20 protein-coding genes are annotated in these 22,772 nt (G+C 49.7%); 19 read left to right on the plus strand and 1 reads right to left on the minus strand.

The window, feature by feature from the left end; all coding sequences use genetic code 11:
- The first annotated feature begins 37 nt into the window (after nucleotides 1-37).
- From LUCIF_RS07765 to LUCIF_RS07775, 3 genes are all read left to right on the plus strand, one after another.
- On the plus strand, nucleotides 38-1,792 hold the full coding sequence (locus LUCIF_RS07765) for a 2-oxoacid:acceptor oxidoreductase subunit alpha (RefSeq protein WP_122627309.1): 1,755 nt from the start codon (nucleotides 38-40) through the stop codon (nucleotides 1,790-1,792).
- The gene (locus LUCIF_RS07770; protein WP_122627310.1) at nucleotides 1,792-2,655 is read left to right on the plus strand and encodes a thiamine pyrophosphate-dependent enzyme; all 864 of its coding nucleotides are present in this window, start codon (nucleotides 1,792-1,794) and stop codon (nucleotides 2,653-2,655) included. Before LUCIF_RS07765 ends, LUCIF_RS07770 begins: the two co-directional genes overlap by 1 nt.
- Nucleotides 2,656-2,770: 115 nt before the next feature.
- Nucleotides 2,771-3,367: a cytochrome b/b6 domain-containing protein gene (locus tag LUCIF_RS07775; protein ID WP_122627376.1), complete on the plus strand. Its 597-nt coding sequence runs from the start codon at nucleotides 2,771-2,773 to the stop codon at nucleotides 3,365-3,367.
- Between the two features lie 19 nt (nucleotides 3,368-3,386).
- Here the strand turns inward: LUCIF_RS07775 and LUCIF_RS07780 are convergent, their stop codons facing one another.
- The gene (locus tag LUCIF_RS07780; RefSeq protein ID WP_122627311.1) at nucleotides 3,387-4,883 is read right to left on the minus strand and encodes a Mur ligase family protein; all 1,497 of its coding nucleotides are present in this window, start codon (nucleotides 4,881-4,883) and stop codon (nucleotides 3,387-3,389) included.
- 62 nt (nucleotides 4,884-4,945) lie between these two features.
- Between LUCIF_RS07780 and LUCIF_RS07785 the strand changes: the two genes are divergently transcribed.
- The 16 genes from LUCIF_RS07785 to mfd all read left to right on the plus strand — a co-directional run bounded on the left by LUCIF_RS07785 (nucleotide 4,946) and on the right by mfd (nucleotide 22,709).
- Nucleotides 4,946-5,788, plus strand: coding sequence for a VanW family protein (locus tag LUCIF_RS07785; protein ID WP_165865925.1), 843 nt, complete (start codon nucleotides 4,946-4,948; stop codon nucleotides 5,786-5,788).
- 67 nt (nucleotides 5,789-5,855) lie between these two features.
- On the plus strand, nucleotides 5,856-6,854 hold the full coding sequence (locus LUCIF_RS07790; RefSeq protein WP_122627313.1) for a SpoIID/LytB domain-containing protein: 999 nt from the start codon (nucleotides 5,856-5,858) through the stop codon (nucleotides 6,852-6,854).
- Entirely contained in the window at nucleotides 6,845-7,381 is a 537-nt protein-coding gene (locus LUCIF_RS07795; protein WP_122627314.1) for a hypothetical protein, read from the plus strand. Before LUCIF_RS07790 ends, LUCIF_RS07795 begins: the two co-directional genes overlap by 10 nt.
- A 318-nt stretch (nucleotides 7,382-7,699) precedes the next feature.
- Nucleotides 7,700-8,149, plus strand: a complete 450-nt coding sequence (locus LUCIF_RS07800) for a YwiB family protein (RefSeq protein ID WP_122627315.1) — start codon at nucleotides 7,700-7,702, stop codon at nucleotides 8,147-8,149.
- The gene (argS, locus tag LUCIF_RS07805) at nucleotides 8,130-9,788 is read left to right on the plus strand and encodes an arginine--tRNA ligase (protein ID WP_165865926.1); all 1,659 of its coding nucleotides are present in this window, start codon (nucleotides 8,130-8,132) and stop codon (nucleotides 9,786-9,788) included. The genes LUCIF_RS07800 and argS overlap by 20 nt, the downstream gene beginning before the upstream one ends.
- A 70-nt stretch (nucleotides 9,789-9,858) precedes the next feature.
- Nucleotides 9,859-10,221: a DNA-directed RNA polymerase subunit delta gene (rpoE, locus tag LUCIF_RS07810; protein ID WP_122627377.1), complete on the plus strand. Its 363-nt coding sequence runs from the start codon at nucleotides 9,859-9,861 to the stop codon at nucleotides 10,219-10,221.
- 102 nt (nucleotides 10,222-10,323) lie between these two features.
- Nucleotides 10,324-11,943, plus strand: coding sequence for a CTP synthase (gene pyrG, locus LUCIF_RS07815; RefSeq protein WP_122627317.1), 1,620 nt, complete (start codon nucleotides 10,324-10,326; stop codon nucleotides 11,941-11,943).
- A 109-nt stretch (nucleotides 11,944-12,052) separates the two neighbouring features.
- Entirely contained in the window at nucleotides 12,053-12,982 is a 930-nt protein-coding gene (gene sppA, locus LUCIF_RS07820) for a signal peptide peptidase SppA (protein ID WP_122627318.1), read from the plus strand.
- Between the two features lie 10 nt (nucleotides 12,983-12,992).
- Entirely contained in the window at nucleotides 12,993-13,571 is a 579-nt protein-coding gene (locus LUCIF_RS07825) for a Yip1 family protein (RefSeq protein ID WP_122627319.1), read from the plus strand.
- 26 nt (nucleotides 13,572-13,597) lie between these two features.
- The gene (locus LUCIF_RS07830) at nucleotides 13,598-15,964 is read left to right on the plus strand and encodes a hypothetical protein (RefSeq protein ID WP_122627320.1); all 2,367 of its coding nucleotides are present in this window, start codon (nucleotides 13,598-13,600) and stop codon (nucleotides 15,962-15,964) included.
- A gap of 96 nt (nucleotides 15,965-16,060) precedes the next feature.
- The gene (locus LUCIF_RS07835; RefSeq protein WP_122627321.1) at nucleotides 16,061-16,462 is read left to right on the plus strand and encodes a response regulator; all 402 of its coding nucleotides are present in this window, start codon (nucleotides 16,061-16,063) and stop codon (nucleotides 16,460-16,462) included.
- Nucleotides 16,463-16,694: 232 nt separating this feature from the next.
- The gene (locus tag LUCIF_RS07840) at nucleotides 16,695-17,330 is read left to right on the plus strand and encodes a hypothetical protein (protein ID WP_122627322.1); all 636 of its coding nucleotides are present in this window, start codon (nucleotides 16,695-16,697) and stop codon (nucleotides 17,328-17,330) included.
- Nucleotides 17,331-17,553: 223 nt separating this feature from the next.
- A complete protein-coding gene (locus LUCIF_RS07845) occupies nucleotides 17,554-18,468 on the plus strand; it encodes a M23 family metallopeptidase (protein ID WP_207857214.1) in 915 nt (304 codons plus the stop codon).
- Between the two features lie 93 nt (nucleotides 18,469-18,561).
- Complete coding sequence (locus LUCIF_RS07850; protein WP_122627323.1) at nucleotides 18,562-18,945, plus strand: hypothetical protein; 384 nt, start codon at nucleotides 18,562-18,564, stop codon at nucleotides 18,943-18,945.
- A gap of 15 nt (nucleotides 18,946-18,960) precedes the next feature.
- Nucleotides 18,961-19,200 (plus strand): anti-sigma-F factor Fin, encoded by a 240-nt coding sequence (locus LUCIF_RS07855; RefSeq protein WP_122627324.1) that lies wholly within the window; start codon nucleotides 18,961-18,963, stop codon nucleotides 19,198-19,200.
- 233 nt (nucleotides 19,201-19,433) lie between these two features.
- A complete protein-coding gene (mfd, locus tag LUCIF_RS07860) occupies nucleotides 19,434-22,709 on the plus strand; it encodes a transcription-repair coupling factor (RefSeq protein WP_122627325.1) in 3,276 nt (1,091 codons plus the stop codon).
- The last annotated feature ends 63 nt before the right edge of the window (nucleotides 22,710-22,772 follow it).

A 22,772-nucleotide genomic window follows, 5' to 3' on the forward strand; every position in this document is an offset into this window, starting at 1 on the left:
TGATAATTTTAAAATGTTCTTAAAAGGGGGTAGACAAATGAAACAATATTATACCTGCTTGTTTGGCGGTGAAGCGGGTTATGGCGTGATGAGCGCCGGAGCCATGGTAGGCAAAGGAGCCGGCCGGAACGGGCTGTGGTCGGTGGTGGTAAATGAATATCCGTCCCTGATTAAAGGCGGGCTGAATTCCTGTCTGGTTCGGTTAGCGGATGAGCCGTTGCATTCTTATCAGGAGGGGCTGGACTTTCTGGGAGCCATGTCCCAGCCGGCTTATGATGGTTTTGCCGCTCAGGTTAAGAAGGGAGGAATTATTTTATACGATTCCGGTGCCGTCAAAGTTAATCCTGAAACCGCACCGGATGGAGTCAGGCTGATTCCCGTGGGCCTGGTGCAGTCCGTGCCGGGTGATGCCGCCAGGGTAATGGCTAACAGCGCTCTGTTGGGGGCATTTTGCGCTTTGACGGGTTTTCCCCAGGATATTTTGACCCAAGTAATGGCAACCGAGTTTCCTAAGGCTGAGGTAGCTCAACAGAATATTTCTCTGCTGACGGAAACCTACAAGCGGGTTGCCGCCGGGATGGCTGAGCAACCCAAGTTCCCTTTGGCTTTTTCGCCGGGGGCGGAGCGAAAAATGCTTCTCAACGGCAATGACGCCATTGCCATGGGAGCCGTTCAGGGCGGCTGCCAGTTTGCAGCCGGTTATCCTATGACACCCGGTTCCAGCATTCTGGTATATCTGGCTGATCATGGACCGGAATACGGTCTGGTCTTTAAACAGGCGGAAGATGAGATTGCCGCCATGAATATGCTCATTGGCGCTTCCTTCGCCGGTGCCAGAGTTATTGGAGCGACCAGCGGCGGCGGTTTTTCCCTGATGGTGGAAGCCCTGGGATTTGCCGCGCAGGCCGAACTGCCCGTGGTTATGGTGGAAGCCCAGCGGGGTGGTCCGAGTACCGGTTTGCCCACCCGGACGATGCAGGCGGATCTGGATTTTGTTACCTATGCCTCCCAAGGGGAATTTCCCCGTTTGGTAGTGGCGCCGGGTGATATCGAGGAATGTTTTTATGAAACCTGCCGTCTCTTCAATTTAACCGATAAATATCAGGTTCCCGGTATAATCCTTACGGATAAATATCTGGCCGACACCGCTTTTACCCGTCCTCATTTTGACACCTCCGGGCTAGGCATCAGCCGGGGAAAACTGGCGGATGAAACCTGGCTGGCCGCCAATCAGCCTTACAAACGGTATCAATTGACGGCAGACGGCGTTTCGGTGCGGGCCTTTCCCGGCCAGGCCGGCGGCCGGCACATTGCCACAAGTTATACTCATGGTGAAGACGGGTTTTATAGTTCCGGCAATAGGGAACACGCGGCTGCCGAACCGGCAACGACAACGGCCGGCATAGATAAGTGGTACCGTAAGGTCCCATTTATGGAAGCGGATATTCCAGGGGTTAAGCTTTACGGTCCGGCGGAGGCGGAATTGACGGTAATCGCCTGGGGTTCTACCAAAGGAGCCGTATTGGAGGCCATGGAGGAAGCTTGTCAGGATGGAATGAGCGTAAATTTTTTGCAAGTCCTGTATATGGCGCCGTTTCCTGCACAGCAAATGAATAGGCTGTTAAAAACGGTGAAAAAATCCCTTTTGGTGGAAGGCAACAAAACCGGCCAGCTCGGACGGATGATCCGGGCCTATACAGGCTACAAAACGGACGATTCTTATTTAAAATATGATTCCCGGCCGTTTGTACCGGCCGGTATCCTGGCTAAAATTAAGGAGGTGTTGGCATAATGTCCGCACATGATATCAATGGTTCCTATGTTCCGACCTGGTGTCCCGGCTGCGGGAATTTCGGCATTTTTAATGCCCTGAAACAGGCGTTGGCGTTGCTGAAACTGGATCTCGAACAGACCGCGCTGGTGACAGGCATCGGCTGTTCCAGTAAGATCGCTCAATATTTGAACCTATACCGGATCGAGACCCTGCACGGGCGGACGCTGCCGGTGGCTACGGGACTGAAACTGGCTAATCACGACCTAACCGTAATTGTTGCCGGCGGGGATGGAGACGGAATGGGTCTGGGCATGGGACATTTTGTTCATACGGCCCGCCGTAATCTTAACCTGACCTATTTGATTCATAATAATCAGGTCTACGCCTTAACAAAAGGACAGTCTTCCCCCACCAGCGATGCAGGTATGGTTACCAAATTTACGCCGCCTCCTTTAGGGAATACGGAGCGGCCGGTGAATATTGTTCAACTGGCGTTGAGTGTGGGTGCTACGTTTGTTGCCCGCTCTTTTGCCGGTGATATTCCCGGTTTGGTTAAACTGATGGCGGCGGCCATTGAACATCCCGGCTTTGCGGTGGTGGATATTTTGCAGCCATGCGTGTCCTTTAATCATATAAATACTTATGATTGGTACCGGCAGCGTATTCGGGCGGTGGAGACGATGGACGGATATGACAGCGGGAATGAGACAAAAGCACTTGCCTTGGCCGGCTTGTGGGGCGACGTGATTCCGGTGGGCTTATTTTATAAAGAAATCCGTCCCTCTTTCACTGATTCCTTGCCGCAGTTGAAAAAAGGAGCCTTGGTCTCGCAGCCGGCTGCCGTCCGGGATATTGCGCCGTTAATGGCAGAGCTGAGTTAATAAGAGGACAATAATTCTCCCAAGAAAGACTCTCTGGATCTTTCTTGGGAGAACGTTGTTTTTCTTTGTACATGAAAAAAAGATCAGGGGGAAAATTAAATTTGAGGTGAACCGGATGAAATTGCTGCTGCAGCCGCTGCCTGTCCGTATTTTTCACTGGACGATGTTCAGTTGTGTTATGACCTTACTAATAACCGGATTATATTTGCATAATCCGGGGGAGGTTTTCCGGCTGCCGCTCAGTCTGGTGCGAAAAATTCACGGTATGTTCGGTATGGTGCTTATTTTTAATCTATTGGCCCAAATCTATTATTATAGCGTAACCGGCAAATTTACCGAGATTATTTTTTTGCCCCGGGATTGGAAAAATATACGGAGTTTTATGCGGTATGTTTTATTTATCACGGAGTATCATCCGAATTATGGACGGTACAATCCGGGGCAGAAGGGGCTATTTACTTTATGGGGCATAGCCGTGCTGACCGCCTCGGTTACGAGTATGATGCTGCTGTTTCCAGACCAGACTATTCTGTTGCAACGCTGGGTAGGCGGGTTGCAGAGGGCGCGGGTGATTCACTTTTTTATTGCCGCTTTTTTTGGCGCAACCGTCCCGCTGCATTTGTATTTGGTATTTACCGAGGACCCGGCCAAATTGCAGGCTATGTTTACCGGTTATATTAAGAAAGAGCCCGGGAATAAGGGAGATATGTAGGATGCATAACCCTATTTTCTTAGGACGGAAGCGGTGATAACAGGCTGCGGGTTGCCGGTATTTTAACAGTACGGGCTGGGACAAGTAAGGATGAGAGCGTTTGATAGCCGCCATCCATGCCCTGTGCTCCCAGCAGCATTAGGAGGTCAGCGGGACCGGCGGCGTTAAGGGCCGTTTGTAAAGCGGATTCTACTGTTTCATTATAAACATAGGTGGCCCCGGAACGTTCCAGTGCCGTTAGAAAAGCCTCTTTTTCCGCGGCAGTAACCCGGTCGGCGGGACCGGTATCCCCGTTGGCGGACGTAATGACAAGCATCAGTGGCAGCCGGTTTTGCCACCGGGCCAGGCAGATTGCATTGGCGGCGTTAATATCCGGACCGCGGCTGCCGCGAATGGCATTAACCAGAACAATGCGCTGGTATCTAAATAGAGCGGCGGTCTCCAGAACAGCATCGATGCTTCCCGGATTAAGGGCCGTATCATCAATTACGGTACGCCCGTTAATATGATAGACATTCAGCCGGCGGTCCACGCCGCGGAACGTGCCCAGCGCCTGCTGTACCTGAGCGGGAGAGATCCCCAGAAAGAGAGCGGCGGCACCGGCCAGAAGAGCATTCTCTGCATTATGGCGTCCGGGCAGGGGAAAATGCATGGGGATGCGTTCCGGTAGGAGGGCACTATGGGACAAGCAGGGAAACGGCTTGTTCCATTCCATAAAAAAGGTGGTACCGTTCGCGGCGATATGAGTGATCATGCCGCATAGATCGGCGCCGCCGGACAAGGAACAAGTAATCACGGTTCCGCTATAGCGGGAAGCTATGGCTTGGCATTGAGCGTCATCCGTGTTCACCACGAGGCCGGAAGCAGGCGACAAAAGGGATAGGAATTTTTCCTTGGCGGCCCGATATTCCGCGAATGAGCCGTGAAAATCAAGATGATCCGGACAAATATTGGTTAAAATGCCGCAAGAAAAATGAATACAATCGGCCCGGTGAAGTTCAATTCCCTGGGCTGATACTTCCATGGCGGTATGGGTGACGCCGTTTTCGTGCATAAGATGCAGGTAATGCTGTGTAGTTGCGGCGTCAGGTGTGGTCAGGCTGGCGGGAAGGTTGCTTCGGCCGGTATGGATGCCGGCGGTGCCAATCATTCCGGCCTGATTGCCCGCCTGACGGAAAATGTGTTCCAGCAGGCAGGCAATGGTTGTTTTGCCGTTAGTGCCGGTGATTCCCACTAAAGACATGTGGTGAGAAGGATGGCGGTAAATATGAGCGGCCAGGATGGCTAAGGCCTGCCTGGCGTCCGGAACGGCAATAAGCGGTACGGAAACAGGTGCAAGGATTTGCGGGGTATCGGTTACAATGGCTGCTGCTCCGTTGGCGATGGCTTGTGGTACGAAACGGTTGCCATCCGTAGTTCTGCCGCGAATCGCAACGAATATATGTCCGGGCTGTACGCTGCGGGAATGGCAGGTGATACCTGTGACGCGGTCAAGCAGGGATAGCAGTTTTTCCACCTGTTTTCACCTTCTCTGTTAAAAAAATCGTGCTTTATAGTATGAAGAGGAGGGATCAAAAGGTGAAAGAAAAGGCGGCTTTTTTGCGGCACGTAATTTTATGGCTGACAGTGATCCTTGTATTGACTGGGACCGGCTGTCTAAGAAAACCGGCCCCTAAACCGGATATGCCGCGGGTTGCCCACGGTGTCATGCTTGACGGTTTGGCGGTCGGCAATATGACCGGTCAGGAACTGACCGGCTTGGTAACGGCGTTGGAAAGTCAGGAGAACCGTTCGCCGGTGAATGCCCGGTTTGATGATTTAACAGGCGATATACTGCCCGGTAACACAGGAAGGGCCATTAACGCCGGAGCTACGGTGGAACGGGTCATGGCAGCAGCGGCGGGCAGTTTGGTTCAAGTTCAATATAGGATATTATGGCCGGAAATTACGGAAAATAAATTGCGTCAGGCCCGGCTGATCGGCAGATACCGGTCCCCTCTGCTGGACAGTACACCCGCACGGGTGCAGAATATTCTTCAGACTACCCGGCTGGTCAATAATACCGTTTTACCGGTGGAAAATGAATTTTCTTTTAATCGCACAACCGGCGAACCTACTTTGGCGCGAGGGTTTCAAAAAGCCGCCGTTTTTGCTGCCGACGGACAAACTGTACAGGAAGTAGGCGGCGGAATGTGCCAGGTTTCATCAACGCTATATTGCGCCGTACGGCAGGCCGGACTGCCTGTCACGGAACGGCATCCTCACTCCCGCCCGGTGGCGTATGTACCGCCGGGCTATGATGCAACCACGTATACCGATAAGAATTTCCGGTTTGTGAATGCCCGGCGCCATCCCCTGATAATCCGGGCATGGACGGATAACCGGCAAGTAACGGTGGACTTATGGGAATTGATGTTGTAAAGCCTCTATGAGCGGGAACGCATAATCAGGAGGACTTATTACCATACTAAGGGGGGAGGTGGGAGGTTTGCGCAAAAATAAGCGCTTTTTTATCGCAACCCTTGCTGTTCTTGTTGTAATTACGGTCACGGGAGCCTATACACTACTGCGTTCTCCCGCTCCCAAACCATCGCCGCCTGTTCCACGGCCGCAGCCGATTCAGCCGATACCGGGTGCGCCGCCCTTTGATATGAGTAAATATAAGAAGGAACCGGTTATTACCGTCTGGATAGCGGATAAGGGAAAGGTGGAAACCATGCCGCTGGAAACGTATTTGGAAGGCGTCATCGCCCAGGAGATGGAACCCAACTGGCCTATGGAAGCGTTGGCCGCCCAGGCGATTGTATCGCGTACCTTGACTCTGAACGCCATGGAAGCCGGGACGATCCGGAAACTGCATCATGCCGATGTGAGTACCTCCAAGGACGAATTGCAGGCTTATGCGCCGCAGAAAATTAATAACGCCATACGAACAGCCGTGCAAAATACACGCGGTCAAATCCTGCTGTATGCAGGAAGTTTGGTTAATGCCATTTATAGTTCATGTAACGGACAGATCAGTGCTACCAAGGAAGAAAGTTTTCCTACCGAGATTCCAGTTGACACACCTTATTTTCAGCCGGTTACGGATAACTGTTTCCAGTATGCACCGCCGAATGAGCAAAAGTGGGAGGTTAAGATACCGGCGTCGGAAGTGGCCCGGACCATCGGTTACCAGGGGAATCCCGCCGATATTGCGATTCTGGAAAAGGGGCCGTCAGGTCGCATTTTATATATTGGCGCCGGCAATCAAAAAATGTATGGTTCTGATTTTCGCAAAGCCATTGGCTATGACCGTCTCAAATCAACCCTGATTACACAAATGACTTATCATAATGGCTATTTCACGTTTCAGGGCTTAGGATGGGGCAACGGGGTGGGACTTTGCCAATGGGGAGCGTATACCTACGCTCAACAGGGCTGGAAGGCGGCAGACATTATCCGCCATTACTATGTGGGGACTCAGATTGTTAAACTATGGGACTGACACAGGAAACGGAAGAAGGTGCGGTCATGGAGAATGAAGAATTGACCGGCTATCCGCCCCGACGGTATTTACACCGGGTGTCGGTCAACCCCAGCGCCGATCATTTGTGTAAGGTGATTGTCCATAATGGGGGAGCACTGCAAGCGATCCGGAATACGCCGTTTCGCAAAAGTGTAGAAGCGGAACGGGTAATTGCCGAAGATATGAAATTATTAGGATTTCAACATTCGGTGACTAACCGTAAGTATACACCGCTGTTTAAAAACGGACTGAATTTTGAAATTGATTTTTATCACCCCGAATTCCGGGTGGCGGTGGAAGTGGAAAAAGGGGAGATTAATAATATTTGGAAAAACATATGTAAATTTGCCGAGTCGCCTGTGATCCGGCATGGCGTGATCCTGGTGCCGGTCATCCGGCAGGGACAGCAAAGCAGCAGCGAATTCTATCTCAATACACTGAAACGGTTATGTCATATTGAAAAAGTCTTTTCGTTTATTGACAGTTTGTTGATTATCGGTTATTAAAGGCCGCTGTAAAGCCGTTGATTTTTGCGGCCGGGAATTTACAGCGGCTATTATAAATATAATAAATAATCGGGGAGAGACAGTTTTTAACGCCTCATCCTGAACAGGCGCCGCCTGAGCCAATGCATGGACCCGGGCGGCGCCTGTTTTCTATTAATCCTTCTGCCTGATGATTTCCGGATGGTTTCCCTGTGCCCCGAGCCCTGCGCCATAGACCGAAAAACCGCGTTAACGGCTTTTCTTATGGTATTTTGACAGCAATTACGTTATAATATAACGGTATTGTATTCTAATGTCGAAGGCGAAATGAGGTTTGTCATGACTAACGTCATCGTGACGGTTATTGGTACCCAGAAGGAGGACGGCGGCGAGGCGGAGCGGATTGAGCTTGTAACTGCCGGACGCCATTACCGGAAAAACGGGATTGATTATATCAGCTATGAAGAATCAGCAATTACGGGCATGGAGGGTACGACGACGCTTTTAAAATTATCCCCTGACAGTTTGACGTTAGTCCGAATGGGTAGGATCGAGCACAAACAACAATTTTGTCTGGGTGAAAAACATACCGGGACCTATATTACTCCCTTTGGCAGGATGGAGACAGCGGTTTGGACCACACGGCTGGAGATATCCCTGGCGGCACCGGCCGGCAGCGTCGAATTAGCTTATGAACTGGAAATTGACGGACGATGGCAGAGTACAAACACTTTGTCCGTTACTATACGAGAAGAAAGGAATCAGGAACATGAAAGAAGCGCTACATAAGGCCATTCAGGCGGCAGCCATGCAGGCGGTGCAAGATGGAATTTTCCGTATAGAGGAATGGCCGTCTGTTATTTTGGAAGTCCCGCCGCAGAAAGAATTTGGTGATTTTGCGACGAATTTTGCCATGCAAGCCGCCCGGGCGGCGAAAACCAACCCAAGAGTAATTGCGCAGGCAATTGTTGAACGGTTAAAAGAACCCTGGCTGGAAAGGGCAGCCATCGCCGGACCGGGATTTATTAACTTTTACCTGAAACCGGACTGGCTGTATAATATGCTGGCCGGCATTTTGGCGGCCGGTCCCCGCTATGGCCAGATAAACACCGGCGCCGGCCGGAAAATACAAGTGGAATTTGTCAGTGCCAATCCAACCGGCCCGCTGCATGTAGGGCACGGCCGGGGGGCAGCGGTGGGCAGTGCCTTGGTCAATCTCCTGCGTGCCGCCGGGTACGATGTGGAGGCTGAATTTTATATTAACGACGCCGGCAACCAGATTGATAATCTGGCGGCCTCAGTCAATGCCCGGTATTTGGAATTACTGGGCCAATCCGTAAGTTTTCCGGAAGACGGTTATCATGGCCGCGACATTATTGAGACCGCGCAGCGTATTATCGACCGGGACGGTGAAAAATACCTGACCATGCCGCAAGAAGAACGGCTTGCCGTATTCAAAGAACTGGCCCTGGCCGAAAAACTGGCGGCGCTCAAGGAAGATTTGGCGGCATTCGGCGTGACCTTTGACGTGTGGTTCAGTGAACGGACACTGCATCAGGCCGGCGCCATTGAAGAAACATGCCGGACTCTTCGGCAAAAGGGCTATATATATGAGCAAGATGGGGCTTTATGGCTAAAATCAACGGCCTATGGCGACGACAAGGACCGGGTGGTTATCCGGGACAACGGCGTTCCCACGTATTTGGCGGCCGATATTGCCTACCACAAGAATAAATTTGAACGGGGATTTGATACGGTTATCAATATTTGGGGCGCGGACCACCACGGGTATATTCCCCGGGTGAAAGCCGCCATTGCCGCTCTGGGTTTTAATCCGGACCAGTTAGAAGTTTTGATTTTACAAATGGTTAGTTTATACCAGGGTGGAGAACTGGTGAAAATGTCAAAACGCACCGGACAGGGGATTACTCTTACCGAATTAATGGAAGAGGTAGGTACCGACGCGGCCCGGTTCTTCTTCATTATGCGCTCCACCGACAGCCAACTGGATTTCGACCTCGATTTAGCCAAGTCCAGCTCAAACGAAAATCCGGTTTATTATATTCAGTATGCTCACGCCCGCATCTGCAGCATATTCCGGCAGGCAGCTGAAAATGATATTGTTTTGAATGATATGGCGGAAGTGAAGCTGGAGTTTTTGAACACTGCCTACGAAATAGATCTGATCAAGAAACTGGGACAATATCCGGAGGAAATTGCCGCCGCCGCTGCCGAACGGGCTCCCCATCATATTGCCAGATATGCCCATGAATTAGCCTCTTTATTTCATACTTTCTATAATCAATGCCGCATAATCGGTGTGGAACCCGGATTGGCGGCGGCACGACTGGCGATGGTAGCCGCTGTTCGGGATACACTTTGCCACGCATTGACTATTTTGGGCGTGTCTGCGCCGGAAAAGATGTAAAAAAAGAGGAATTTGCGTCCGCGTGAGGAATAATACCAAAAATATTTTTACGGCGGAGGTAACAACTACTATGGCGGATAGAACAAGATTGCAATCGGAAGTTGATTTAGCATACAAAATTCTGCAGCAGACAGGACATTCGCTGTATTTCCGGGAACTAATCAGTCAAGTGTTAAACAGTAAGCAGGAGAAAGTTTACTCCATGGCTCACGCCATAGCGGAAGTCCATACTCAGATTAATATGGACAGCCGCTTTATGCATATGGGGAAGGGAATGTGGGGGTTAACCGAATGGATGCCGCAGCGCGGGGTCCGTTACATGGAAGAAACAGCGGCTACGACATCGGACAGTCACCGGCGGCGGGAAAAACTGCTGGCCGAAATTCAGCAGGATTATGCCGCCACCGCAATGGAAGCGGAAGAACACGAATAAGCGTTGTTATTGGAAGTAGTAATCTTCCCTATTGACACCGTCTGACAAAAAGGGTAAACTTATATGGTTGAAAATGCAAGAGTAATTTAGGAGGAACAGATTATGGCCAAGTATATTTTTGTCACCGGTGGCGTGGTCTCATCCCTTGGCAAAGGTATTACCGCCGCGTCTTTGGGGCGCTTGCTGAAAAGCCGCGGTTTCAAAGTTACCATCCAAAAATTTGACCCATACATAAACATTGATCCGGGAACGATGAGCCCATATCAGCACGGTGAAGTGTTTGTCACCGATGACGGCAGTGAAACCGACCTGGATCTTGGTCATTATGAGCGGTTTATTGATATTAATTTAAGCAAAAGTTCCAATGTGACGGCCGGCAAAATTTATTGGTCCGTTATCAATAAGGAACGTAAGGGTGACTACCTGGGAAGTACCGTCCAGGTTATCCCCCATATTACAAATGAAATCAAAGAACGCATTTATCGTCTGGGCCAGGAGGAAAATGCCGACTTTGTGATAACCGAAGTTGGCGGTACGGTGGGGGATATAGAAAGCCTGCCGTTTTTGGAAGCCATCCGGCAGGTAAAGAAAGAGGTAGGCCGCGACGGGGTATTGTATATCCATGTTACGCTGGTGCCTTATATAACGGCGGCGGGGGAATTAAAAACCAAGCCGACCCAGCACAGCGTCAAGGAATTGCGCAGCATCGGCATTCAACCGGATATAATTGTATGCCGGACGGAACGGGAGCTTTCGCCGGAAATGCGCGAAAAGCTGGCGCTGTTCTGTGATGTTGATCCCCAGGCGGTGATTCAGAACCGGACGGCAGCCAGTATTTATCAGGTGCCGCTGATGCTGGAAGAAGAAGGACTGGACCGCATCGTGCTGGAAAAGCTCAATATGCAGGCAACAGCCACCGACATGCAGGAATGGCGGCGTATGCTGGACAGGATCTTATCGCCTTCCCGGAGCGTGAAAATCGCGATTGTCGGCAAATATGTTGCGTTGCAGGATGCTTATATGAGTGTGGCCGAATCATTGCGCCACGCCGGTATTGCCAATGATGCGGCCATCCAGATAAAATGGGTAAGCGCGGAAGAAGTGGAAGGGGAAGATTTCGACCTGAATGCCTGTTTTGCCGATATTGACGGAATACTGGTACCGGGCGGATTCGGCGACCGGGGTATTGAAGGAAAAGTGGCGGCAATCCGTTATGCCCGGGAAAATAGGATTCCGTTTTTCGGACTCTGTTTGGGGATGCAGTGTGCAGTGATTGAATTTGCCCGCCATGTTTGTCGCATGGAAGGCGCCCACAGCACGGAATTTGATTTGGATACGCCCTATCCGGTGATCGATTTGATGCCCGAGCAAGTGGCGGTGGAAGAAAAAGGCGGTACGATGCGGCTGGGAATTTATCCGTGTAAGGTTATGGACAACACGTTAACCTATAAGGCTTATCAGGACGAAATCATTTATGAGCGGCATCGCCACCGTTTTGAGTTTAATAATGCCTACCGGGAAAAACTTTCGGCTGCGGGGATGGTGATCGGCGGAACACTGCCGAACGGACGATTGGTTGAAATTGTGGAGGTGAAAGACCATCCCTGGTTTGTTGGCACTCAATTTCATCCGGAATTTAAGTCGCGTCCGACGAACCCTCATCCTTTGTTCCGAGATTTTGTACAGGCGGCGCTGTTATATAAAGAAAAGGCTCAACCTTGAGGCGGATAGACTGTTGGACATTCCAACAGTCTATTTTTGCTATGATGAGGGATACTAGCGGAAGAAGGATTCTCTGCCCGGTGTACCTACCATTTAAAGGAGGGTTTTCATGTATAAACGTTCAGTCGTATTGGTGATTGCTTTTATTGTGCTGCTTTCGTTGGTTGCGGCGGCTTTTGCCGTTCCCGCCCTGAGACACCGCGGCCAAAGCAGCGGGGGGAAAATTGCCGTTATCTATGTTGACGGTGTTATCATGGGCGGACGGGGAGAAAGCACGCTGCTAACGCAGAACGGCGGTACGGACAATCTGATCCGGCAGCTTCACCAGGCCCGGGATGACAAAGACGTGCGAGCCGTTATCCTGCGTATTAACAGCCCCGGCGGCAGTGTACCCGCGACCCAGGAGGTGGGTGAGGAAATACTGAAATTGCGCCGGACCGGCAAAATTGTCGTTACTTCCATGGGGGATATGGCCGCTTCCGGCGGTTACTGGCTGGCGGCAGTCACGGATAAGATTTATGCGAATCCCGCTACGCTGACGGGAAGTATCGGCGTATATATGCCCTATGCCAATTGGCAGGAGCTTTATAAAAAAATCGGTGTTTATCAGGAAAAAATTAAAAGTGGTCCCCATAAGGACATTTTATCCCCCGAAAGGCCCATGACACCGGAAGAACGGGCGATTATCCAGAACATGGTCAACGATATGTACGAACAATTTGTGAAGGTTGTCGCCGAGGGACGGAAAATGGATCCCGCTAAAGTAAGGCAATTAGCCGACGGCAGGATTTACACGGGGCGTCAGGCTAAGGACCTGGGATTGGTGGATGAACTGGGAAATTTATATGATGCGATTGCCGGTACGGCGCAACTGGCAGGAATTCATGGAAAGCCCCAAATCGTCGAATATGGCAAAACCAATCCGTGGTCTGTATTGTTTGGCGCCAATAACCAGCTGAATCTGGAGCAATTGCTGCAGCGGCAGTTCCAGGGCGATTTACCGGTTACAGCGCCACTGGCAATGCCGGTAAGATGGTAGGTGGGACAGTATGGGAAAATTTATGGAATTGATTTATGATGTGCTCTTTAGTCCCGGCAAGGCTTTTCCGGAAATTGCGGCGGGACGGTACGTCCGGTACAGTCTGGCGGCGATGCTGCTTAGTATTATTATTCCGCTGGGAGCGATTTACCTGGCCTTAAAAACAGCCGGACTGCCGCAGGCCGTTCATGTGGTCATAGTGATTCAGGTTTTAGGCAGTCTGATTGTATGGTTTTTGGGGGCTGCCGTTTGGAATCTGGTAGCAGAATTTTTCGGTGGCAGGGGAACGGGACTGGGACTTTTCACGGCTCTCGGGTTCGCTCAATTGCCCCGGATTTTTTTGGTACCCCTGGGCGTTCTGTCGATGGTACTGCCCGCAGAGATTCGGTCTTTCTGGCTGGCCGCGACGGGGCTCGTCGTTTTATTTTGGACCCTGACCCTGGATGTGTATGCCATCCGGGGAGCGTATACTTTCTCCGTGGCTAAAGCGGTATTGGTGCTGCTGACGCCATTATTGGCAATGATTATTATGATGATTATGGTAATTGCCTTTATGAGTGTAAGTTTTCTTCATTTTGTTAAATTATGATTTGCTTTTGAGGATTGGGAGAGAAAATGAGAAGTTATGAGATACTACAGCGGGGTGGCTGGATTTTGCGGTCCCTGCTCATTGTTGTCCTGGTAACCGGGTGTTCCCGGAATCCGGCGCAGCCGGTAGCCGGTTTGACTGCTCTTAAACCGGAGGCAGCGCAGCAGTGGGGCTTGCCTAAATATATAAAAATGGAGGGACCCGGTAATGAATACCGGGTTCTTACGCATCAAAGAAGTGGTAGCGGCGACGGCGATTGGCTGGAACTGGCCGCGGGTGAACAAGGACAAATTGAATACTTTCAAACGGTTTCCGCTGCGGGAGGGGAGGGGATTTACCGGTTACAGTTTCTTTCCACCCAGGGAACCGGAAGAATTAAGGTAAGCGCTTTAAGCGCGGCCGGACAGGAAATCGGGACGGTAGGGTGGGTCTATACCGGTCCGCTGTCGCCCCCGGATTCGGCAACAAAATGGCTGGATATGCGTTACCAAACTAATTATCAGGGAGGCTGGCTTACGGCGCGGCCTAATTTAGCGCAGATCATAGCCCGGGAATGGCCACAGCTTGATTTAAAACAAGTGGCGGCGTATCGGCTGGCTGTGGAAGCCGGGCAGGGACAACACGTCATGATTGCCCGGTTTAAAACTAAAAGTCCGGGTATCCGGCTGCAACCCCGGCAGAGCGCCTATGCGACGGTATTGGGTGATACGGTGAATTTGCAAACAGAGGTGAAAAATATGACCGGGCAGCCCATTTACCGGCCCGTTTTTACGTTGATGGAACCGGAAGGGTATGGCCTGGTAGCTAAAGGGCAGACTTCGCAAACCCTGGATGTGCTGGCTCCCGGTGAAAAGCGGATCCTAACCTGGAAAGTAAAAGCGCAGCGGCCGGACCTGGTTAATGGCGGCAAACCTTGGCTGGTGCACTTTACGGCCAATGGGGAGGCTTTGGACGGACAAATCGCTGTTACTGTTTCGGACCCCCGGCCGGGCAAAATTTATTATGTAATGACGGAAGACTTGGAACCAATTGACGCGGCCGGTTATCCCAAGGCATGGGGCAATCAGGATGGTTGGCTGGAACCACAGGAGCTTTATGTGCAACTGGTGGAGAAATCGGAAGCCTTGAATCAGATAGCGAATAAATATGGCGCCAAGTGGACCCATTATATAGCCTGGACAGCCATAAAAGCTGCCGAGTGGGCGGAGGGACAATCGACCTCTCACGAATGGACGGCAATGGTAACAGCAATGAAAAAATCGGTCCAGACCCAGTCTACATACGGCCACGAATATGCGGTTCATCTTCATAGCGACTATGATCCCGATTTGCAGGGAAACTTCCTGTCCTATAATCCTGCCGTGGATGGATTCTGGGCTAATCATTTGAAACACGGCTGGGCCCATGTTGTTTCGGCGGAGGGGAATTTTAACGATAACAATAGCCGGACGGGACTTTTATATAAATATAAAAAAATCCTTGATAAATTAGAAGCTAATTCGGGGCAGGGCGACATCATTACTGCCAGGGCCGGTTCTTTCGATTTTGGTTCGGGCAGCGCCGACGAGGCGATGAGCGTCCGGGCGTATCATAAAGTAGGCCTTTGGGGCAGCAGTGATGCCGACGGCAATAATGGCGGTCTTACCGCCGGCGATTATGGACGTGAAATCTATTTAACCAAGCCGGACGATATAGACCATTCCGCCACTGATTTGTCTCGTACCGGATTGGTAGAATTTCGCCCCACGCCACGCCGGTTTATTGCTTATGACAAGGACAGTGCCGCCGCTATGAACGCCAAAGCAGATGCCGGCATGGAACGGTTTACCGACAAGGGAACGGTGAAACCGGGTGTTCACGCCATTATCGGGTTTACTCATGCCATGTTTGTTATGGGGAACGGCGACTGGCATAGTCTGTCGGGTGGACAGTTTCAGGCAATTCAGGACCATTTGCACTATCTGAAGGAGCATTATGTTAAACAGGGAACCTTGGTTTTTGCAACGGCCAGCGAACTGGTTAAAGCCTATTTGGATTACTATACTCCCCGGCCTGTCGTTGTGTATGGTCCCATTAAAAGTTCCGGTTCCGGCATGACCGAATACAAGCTGCAGGTGTTAGGACGGGATATACCAATTGATGCCGGTCATGCTCATGCTGTTACGGTGAAGTATCCGTTGTATTTAAGAGACAGTGCTTATAAAATCAGTATTCAAAAGAACGGGAAAACGATTTATTCAACCTGGGGCTTGCCGACGCCTTTTAATGATGTGGCATTTACTTTGAATGACGGACAGGCGGTATACACTATGAAGGTATATCATAACCGCTGGATTTATCGCTTAGTCGAGACACTCCGGGATGTCAAAGCAAAATTGCTAAAAATATTCTAAAATTTTTTCCAAATTTCCAGCTTATGGCAGGATATTTGTCCTAATGTGCGAATAGACATGTAGTGAAGTGTTATATGCAGGAAGGAGATTTTTAGGATGTCCACGACGAAAGAAACCGTTCTTGTAATTGATGATCAACCGGCTATCAGGCGGCTATTGACCGAGGTATTAAGTGAAAGCGGTTATATGGTAGCGACAGCATCTGACGGTTATGAAGGATTACAAAAGGCAAAAGAACTGAAACCTGCGCTCATATTGATGGACATGAAAATGCCGGGAATGGATGGAATTGAGACTTTAAAGGAATTACGGCGTTTAGGCCAGGGTGATAAAGTAGTAATGATGACCGCTTATGGCGAATTGGACCTGGTAAATGAAGCAAGAGAAATTGGCGCCTATGCCTATATTACCAAACCATTCGACATTATAGCACTTTGCCGGATGATTCAGGAATTTATTGATGGCAGCGGCGACAACTGCAAATTAATGATCGGTTAGTGATATGACAAACGCCTGTCGGGGCGTTTTCTTTTTGCTGAAAGTAACTAAGACCCTTTGGGTCTTTCTTACAGTAAAAGAAAGTATAACTTCGGGATATTCTTATACAAGCCGTTTTTCGTGAAATGCCGAAAAGTAAAATACTTTCTTCCTGCTTAAAGACCTTTTAGGTCTTTCTTGGCAGGAATTCTTTCCTTTTTGACGAAATGTTGAAAGGAAGGGAGAGGTGGATATGGTGATTCGCACAAGTTCAACGCTGGCCTTGTATTGCCACCATTGTGGTAAGATTCAACTGCATGACGTATCCTTATTCACTCTTAGGGGTTCCGGCAATCAAAGGCTTTTTTGCAGTTGCGGCTGTGCACAGGCGGATATTTCGGCAATAGGACATCACCAGTATTTGTTGAATATTCCTTGTGTATTATGTGAAACCAATCATCTTCTCTGCCTTGACAACAGGAAAATATGGCGTGTCCCCATGGAAAAAATTTATTGCAGCAAAGAAAATTTGGAGTTGGGTCTAATCGGGGAGCGGCAGGCTGTGGAACAGATGATTGAACATTATAAACAGGCGTGCGAAGATCTGTTTCGGGAAGCCAACTATGATGAGGACGATGTTGACGATCCCCAGTTGATGTTTGAAATGTTAAATCAACTGCATGATATAGCGGAAAAAGGCGGCTTGCAATGTTCCTGCGGCAGTATCGACATTGAGGCTCAGGTTTTTCCGGAGTGCATTGACCTTTGGTGCCGGCAATGCGGCGGCCATTTGACAGTGCGGGCCGGGGATGAAGCGGACTTAGCCCGGATTAAGGCCCTGAAGCGGATTGAGTTGATCCCGCCACGCCGGTTTCATCATAAAACATAAATAGAGATTGCTTAAACGGATCAGCCATAACGGCGAAGATCCGTTTTTTTGTATTTTCCAATATAGGGACAGGTCTCCCGCAGTAAGCGGAGGGGGTCTTTCTTGTCATGATTAATTTGGTAAATCATCCAATTTGAGGAAATGAATGTATAAATGCGGAATTGTCCGTTTATGCTATAAGCGGTTGTACCGCTTTCTATTTCGCTTAATGGAGTGATTGCATTTGCAGAAAAATATCATAAAGAAAAAGAATGTGTTGCTTGCCGCCGTCATGATCCTGGCAGGCAGCGCAGCCATACTGATGGCAGGCAGCGAATGGATTCAATTTCATCCTGCCGCGCCGGCTTATCAGCAACCGTTCAGTGAACCGGCAGTCCGGGAACAACCCATTACTTCCGCCCTTCCGTTACGAGCTAAAAAGGAACCGGCGGCTGGGCCGGTGCTAAAAAAACACATAGTGCAAAATGGTGAGACCCTTTCCGGAATTGCCGGGCTATACCATATTGATGTAGACACAATTCTCGGGGCCAATCCGGAAGCGGGAGAAATGATTCATCCAGGGGAAGAACTGATTATTCTACCCGCCCAAGGTATTTTGCATACTGTGAAGCAGGGAGAAACAATATGGGATCTTGCCAGGCTATATGAGATTCAAGTTAATGAAATAGAAAAAGTGAATCATAGGACGGATGATAAAATTTTGCCGGGCGAGAAATTATTTATTCCCGGCGGCCGGCCGAGAACGGCCAATGCTGTTTCCCGGGCAGCCGTCAACCGGTTTCTTTGGCCGACCCAAGGGACAATATCCTCACCGTTCGGTTACCGCTGGGGCAAGCTGCACGCCGGAGTGGACATCGCCAATGATGCCGGGACTGTAGTGCGGGCTGCCGGCTATGGCAAGGTCATCTTTACCGGCTGGTATGGTGATTACGGGTATGCCGTCATGATTGACCATGGTCAAAATCTGGTTACGCTGTATGGTCATTTGTCACGGTATATGGTTGGTGTGGGGCAGTATGTACGAGCCGGGCAAGTCATTGCATACATGGGTAGTACAGGCAATTCGACCGGCCCTCATTTGCATTTTGAAGTGCGCCGGAATGGTCAGCCGATCAATCCGCTGACTGTTTTGCCGTGATAAGAAAAACCGCTTAACGCGGTTTTTCTTATCAGTATAACTTGCAGTTGCAGTGGTGATAATAAATTGTACCTTCATAACGGAGTGAGCACAATGGCATACATCATTGCCTGTCTGATGGCATCCCTCAGTTTTCTGATTAATAAGGTTTTACTCCGGTATTTGGGAATGTCAGTCATTATCAGTCTTAGTCCGGCCGTGGAAGAGGGGGCGAAAACTCTTTTAGCGTATTATTTGGGAGCCGATGTACTGGCGACCCATATTCTGTTCGGTTTATTAGAGGCGGGTTATGATTGGATACAAAACCGGCACGGCGGATTACCGGCGGCCTTACTTAGTATTGGCGGCCATACTTTGTTCGGATTATTGACGGTAGAAGCGGCAGTTCTGACAGGCAGCATCTGGCTGGGAATGGCAGTTGCCCTGATAGCTCATCTGGCTTGGAATGTGACGGTAATTCGAATCTCTAGTTCCTGAAGGGAGCGGGACTCTATGAAAATTTATTATATTTGCGAATTTTGCGGCGACCCGATTGATACCCTGGAAATTGACCAAATTGATGAAGCCCGGTTTGGGTTTGACTGCTTGACGGGGGAAGAACGTCAGGATATAATAAAAATTGATTCGCTGACCAATAGCATTCAGGTACAGTCATTGTGTGACCAGTGCATTGAAGCGTTGGGACTGGCAGAGGAAGAGCCGGTAATTTTCCAGACCGGATATTTGCATTGATTTGCATTGATTTGCATTGATTTGCATTGAAGAAAATGGATTAAAGGGCTTTAGCACCAGGCTAAAGCCCTTTTTGACAGTGCCTGAAAATCCTGTCGGCGGGGAAATTACAGATTCTGGCGGTTTAATCCCACTTTCGGAGTTCTCTGTCATTCGACAATGATTATTGGTCGCTTAAATTCAGGGTTCGAAATGTGGGGTTAATATGTCTATTTACATAGGATGGATGAGTTGTGAATAAGTTATTTGAAATGATGCGGACGGACCCGGCGTTGAACCGGACAATAACGGCATATCAGGCGCAAGGCCGGCAAACATTAGTTTACGGCATAACGGGAGCTCAAAAGAGTGCCGTACTGGCTGCGGCGTATCAGGCGGCTCCCAGGACGACGGTAGTTATTGCCGGCAATCCTGAAGAGATGCGGCATCTGACCGTGGATCTTGCTACCTTGTTGCCGGATACGTCTGTCTTGGAATTACCGGCCCTGGATATTGTTACGTTTTCCGTAGCGGCGAAAAGCGTGGAATTAGCGGCCCGGCGTCTGGATATTTTCGGGCGGCTGGTGAGAGGCGAGAATATAATCGTTTTGACAACGGCCGAGGCAGCCATGCAGAAAGTGCTTCCCCGGGGAGAATTTGAAACCAGCCGGTTGCTGCTGACAGCAGGCAAAACAGTGAACCGGGAGGAACTCTTAACTTCTCTGGTCAAATTCGGCTATGAGCGGGTTGATCAAGTCGAAGGTATGGGACAGTTCAGTGTACGCGGCGGAATTATCGATGTTTTTCCGGTGAACCGGCAATTACCGCTGCGTCTGGAGCTGTTTGGGGACGACATCGATTCTCTGCGGGAATTTGACCACGTGGATCAGCGGTCGGTAAATAACTTGATCCAAGCTGATATTCTTCCTTTAAGTGAACCGGAACATACGGGGAAGATGACTAGTTTTTTATCTTATTTGCCGGCTAAGGCAACTGTAATTTTTGATGAGCCTCTTAGAATACGGGAAAGCATGACCCGGTTAGTCAAAGAAAATCCCGGCATTAAACCCCGTACTTTTTCCTGGGCGGACCTGGTGGCCACAGCGATGCCTTATACCATATGCTATTTTTCTTTAATGCTGCAAAAAAGCCCTTATACGCAACCGGAAGAAAGCATCAGTATAGCGGTCAAAAGCGTTGCTCCCTTTCATAAACAAATTGACATGTTGACCGATGAATTAAAAGGCTGGCAGGGGCGGAGGATGCTGCCGGTGATATTTATGTCAACACCGGATAAAGCGATTGCCTTACAGCAAACGTTGTCGCAGGAAGGCATAAACACTCTCTATTCCGAGCGGGTTGACACATTGGTGCTTGGTACGGTTTTGGTAACGGTGGGGACCCTGCAGTCCGGATTTGAGCTACCGCAGGCCAGACTGACCGTTTTGACCGAAATGGATATTTACGGGCGGCAAAAAAAGAAGCGGGCCCTCCGGTCCAGCAAAGAAGAACGCATTACCTATTTCCGGGATATTAATATTGGTGATTATGTCGTACATGTAAATCATGGGATTGGCAAATATATCGGCGTCGAAACGCTGGAAGTCGGAGGCATTCACCGGGATTATCTTTTAATCCGTTATGCCGGCGAGGACAAAATTTATGTTCCGACGGACCAAGTGGGATTATTGCAGAAATATATCGGCGCCGAAGGGGAAGTGCCCCGTTTGCACAAAATGGGGGGTAGCGACTGGCTGAAAGCTAAGTCCAAGGCCCGGGCCGCCGTAGTGGACATGGCGAAAGAATTGATTGCCCTTTACGCCGAACGGCAGGTTACTACCGGTTTTGCCTTTGAATCGGATACGCCCTGGCAGCGGGAATTTGAGGATGCCTTTCCTTTTGAAGAAACGCCGGACCAGCTGGTTTGTATTGCGGAAGTGAAAGCGGACATGGAAAAGCCCCGGCCAATGGACCGCCTGTTGTGCGGGGATGTCGGCTTTGGCAAAACGGAAGTTGCGATCCGGGCGGCTTTTAAGTCAGTTATGAATGGCAAACAGGTAGCCGTGCTGGTACCGACCACCGTATTGGCGCAGCAGCATTACCAGACTTTTTCCTCCCGCTTTGCCGGTTTTGGTCCTACCGTAGATGTAATCAGCCGTTTCCGCAGTCCGAAAGAGCAACGGGCAACGCTGGCTAAACTGGCTGCCGGTCAGGTAGATGTGCTGATTGGTACACACCGTATTTTACAATCCGACATAAATTTCAAGGATGTCGGACTGCTTGTTGTAGATGAAGAACAGCGTTTTGGCGTAGCCCAAAAAGAAAAGCTCAAAAGATGGCGTGCTAATATTGATGTTTTGACTCTAAGCGCAACCCCCATCCCCAGGACGCTGCACATGTCCTTGGTTGGCGCCAGGGACATGAGTATTATTGAAACACCGCCCGAGGACCGCTTTCCGGTACAAACGTATGTCGTAGAATATCAGCCGGAAATCATTCGTGATGCCATTAAGCGGGAAATGAAACGGGGCGGACAAGTGTATTTTGTATACAACCGGGTTCAAACGATCGATAAAGTGCATCAACAGTTGAGTGAAATGTTACCTGACGCCAAAATTAAGGTGGCTCATGGACAAATGCCGGAGGAACTGCTGGAACAGGTCATGCTGGATTTTTACGAAGGCCGGTATGATGTGCTGGTATGTACCAGCATTATCGAAAATGGACTGGACGTACCGAATGCCAATACGATCATTATTTACGATGCCGACCATTTCGGCCTTTCTCAACTGTATCAGATGCGCGGCCGGGTAGGACGTTCCCGTCAAATGGCCTTTGCCTATTTTACCTATCGTAAGGATAAAGTGCTGACGGAAGTAGCTGAGAAACGGCTGCAGGCGATTAAGGAATTCGCTGAACTGGGTGCCGGTTTTAAGATTGCCATGCGGGATTTGGAAATACGGGGTGCAGGTAATTTGCTGGGATCGCAGCAACATGGTCACATTGTTAGTATTGGCTTTGAAATGTATTGCCGGCTGCTTGAGGAGGCGGTGCAGGAACTTCAGGGTGGCAAGAGTATCGAGCCGCCGCCTGAACCGGTTTTGGAATTTAACGTGGACGCTTATGTAAGCGGCGATTATATTAGTGATGCCATGCATAAAATTGAGATTTATCAACGTATTGCTGCGATCCGCAAGGAAGAGCAATTACGGGATCTGCTGGATGAAATGATTGACCGTTTTGGCGAACCGTCACAGTCGGTCATGAATCTGCTGATGGTGGCTAGAATTAAAAATATAGCCCGAAATTTAGGGATTCGTACATTGATCCAAAAACCGGGTTCTGTAGAAATTCATTTTTCCGGCCGTCCGGATACCGGAGTGGACGTGGAAAAGGTCATGGCTTTAAAAACAATGTATCCAGCCCGCGCGACCATTCGGCCGGATATGATTCTGTTAAAAACGCATCGTCTTAATGAGAACATTCTGGAATGGCTGACTAAAATACTGATAACATTACAAGATACCTAATGAAAAAATGGAATATTTTAGGGCGTAAAACGATGAATAAAAATCTCTAATGAGATATATACT

It is taken from the genome of Allolucifera butyrica, from assembly GCF_900476375.1.
Lineage (GTDB): Bacteria > Bacillota > Negativicutes > Sporomusales > UPPP01 > Lucifera > Lucifera butyrica.

Coding starts and splice junctions, on each gene's coding strand:
- LUCIF_RS07765 (WP_122627309.1), top strand. CDS start 38: ATGAAACAATATTATACCTGCTTGTTTGGCGGTGAAGCGGGTTATGGC.
- LUCIF_RS07770 (WP_122627310.1), top strand. CDS start 1,792: ATGTCCGCACATGATATCAATGGTTCCTATGTTCCGACCTGGTGTCCC.
- LUCIF_RS07775 (WP_122627376.1), top strand. CDS start 2,771: ATGAAATTGCTGCTGCAGCCGCTGCCTGTCCGTATTTTTCACTGGACG.
- LUCIF_RS07795 (WP_122627314.1), top strand. CDS start 6,845: ATGGGACTGACACAGGAAACGGAAGAAGGTGCGGTCATGGAGAATGAA.
- LUCIF_RS07800 (WP_122627315.1), top strand. CDS start 7,700: ATGACTAACGTCATCGTGACGGTTATTGGTACCCAGAAGGAGGACGGC.
- argS (WP_165865926.1), top strand. CDS start 8,130: ATGAAAGAAGCGCTACATAAGGCCATTCAGGCGGCAGCCATGCAGGCG.
- rpoE (WP_122627377.1), top strand. CDS start 9,859: ATGGCGGATAGAACAAGATTGCAATCGGAAGTTGATTTAGCATACAAA.
- pyrG (WP_122627317.1), top strand. CDS start 10,324: ATGGCCAAGTATATTTTTGTCACCGGTGGCGTGGTCTCATCCCTTGGC.
- sppA (WP_122627318.1), top strand. CDS start 12,053: ATGTATAAACGTTCAGTCGTATTGGTGATTGCTTTTATTGTGCTGCTT.
- LUCIF_RS07825 (WP_122627319.1), top strand. CDS start 12,993: ATGGGAAAATTTATGGAATTGATTTATGATGTGCTCTTTAGTCCCGGC.
- LUCIF_RS07830 (WP_122627320.1), top strand. CDS start 13,598: ATGAGAAGTTATGAGATACTACAGCGGGGTGGCTGGATTTTGCGGTCC.
- LUCIF_RS07835 (WP_122627321.1), top strand. CDS start 16,061: ATGTCCACGACGAAAGAAACCGTTCTTGTAATTGATGATCAACCGGCT.
- LUCIF_RS07840 (WP_122627322.1), top strand. CDS start 16,695: ATGGTGATTCGCACAAGTTCAACGCTGGCCTTGTATTGCCACCATTGT.
- LUCIF_RS07850 (WP_122627323.1), top strand. CDS start 18,562: ATGGCATACATCATTGCCTGTCTGATGGCATCCCTCAGTTTTCTGATT.
- LUCIF_RS07855 (WP_122627324.1), top strand. CDS start 18,961: ATGAAAATTTATTATATTTGCGAATTTTGCGGCGACCCGATTGATACC.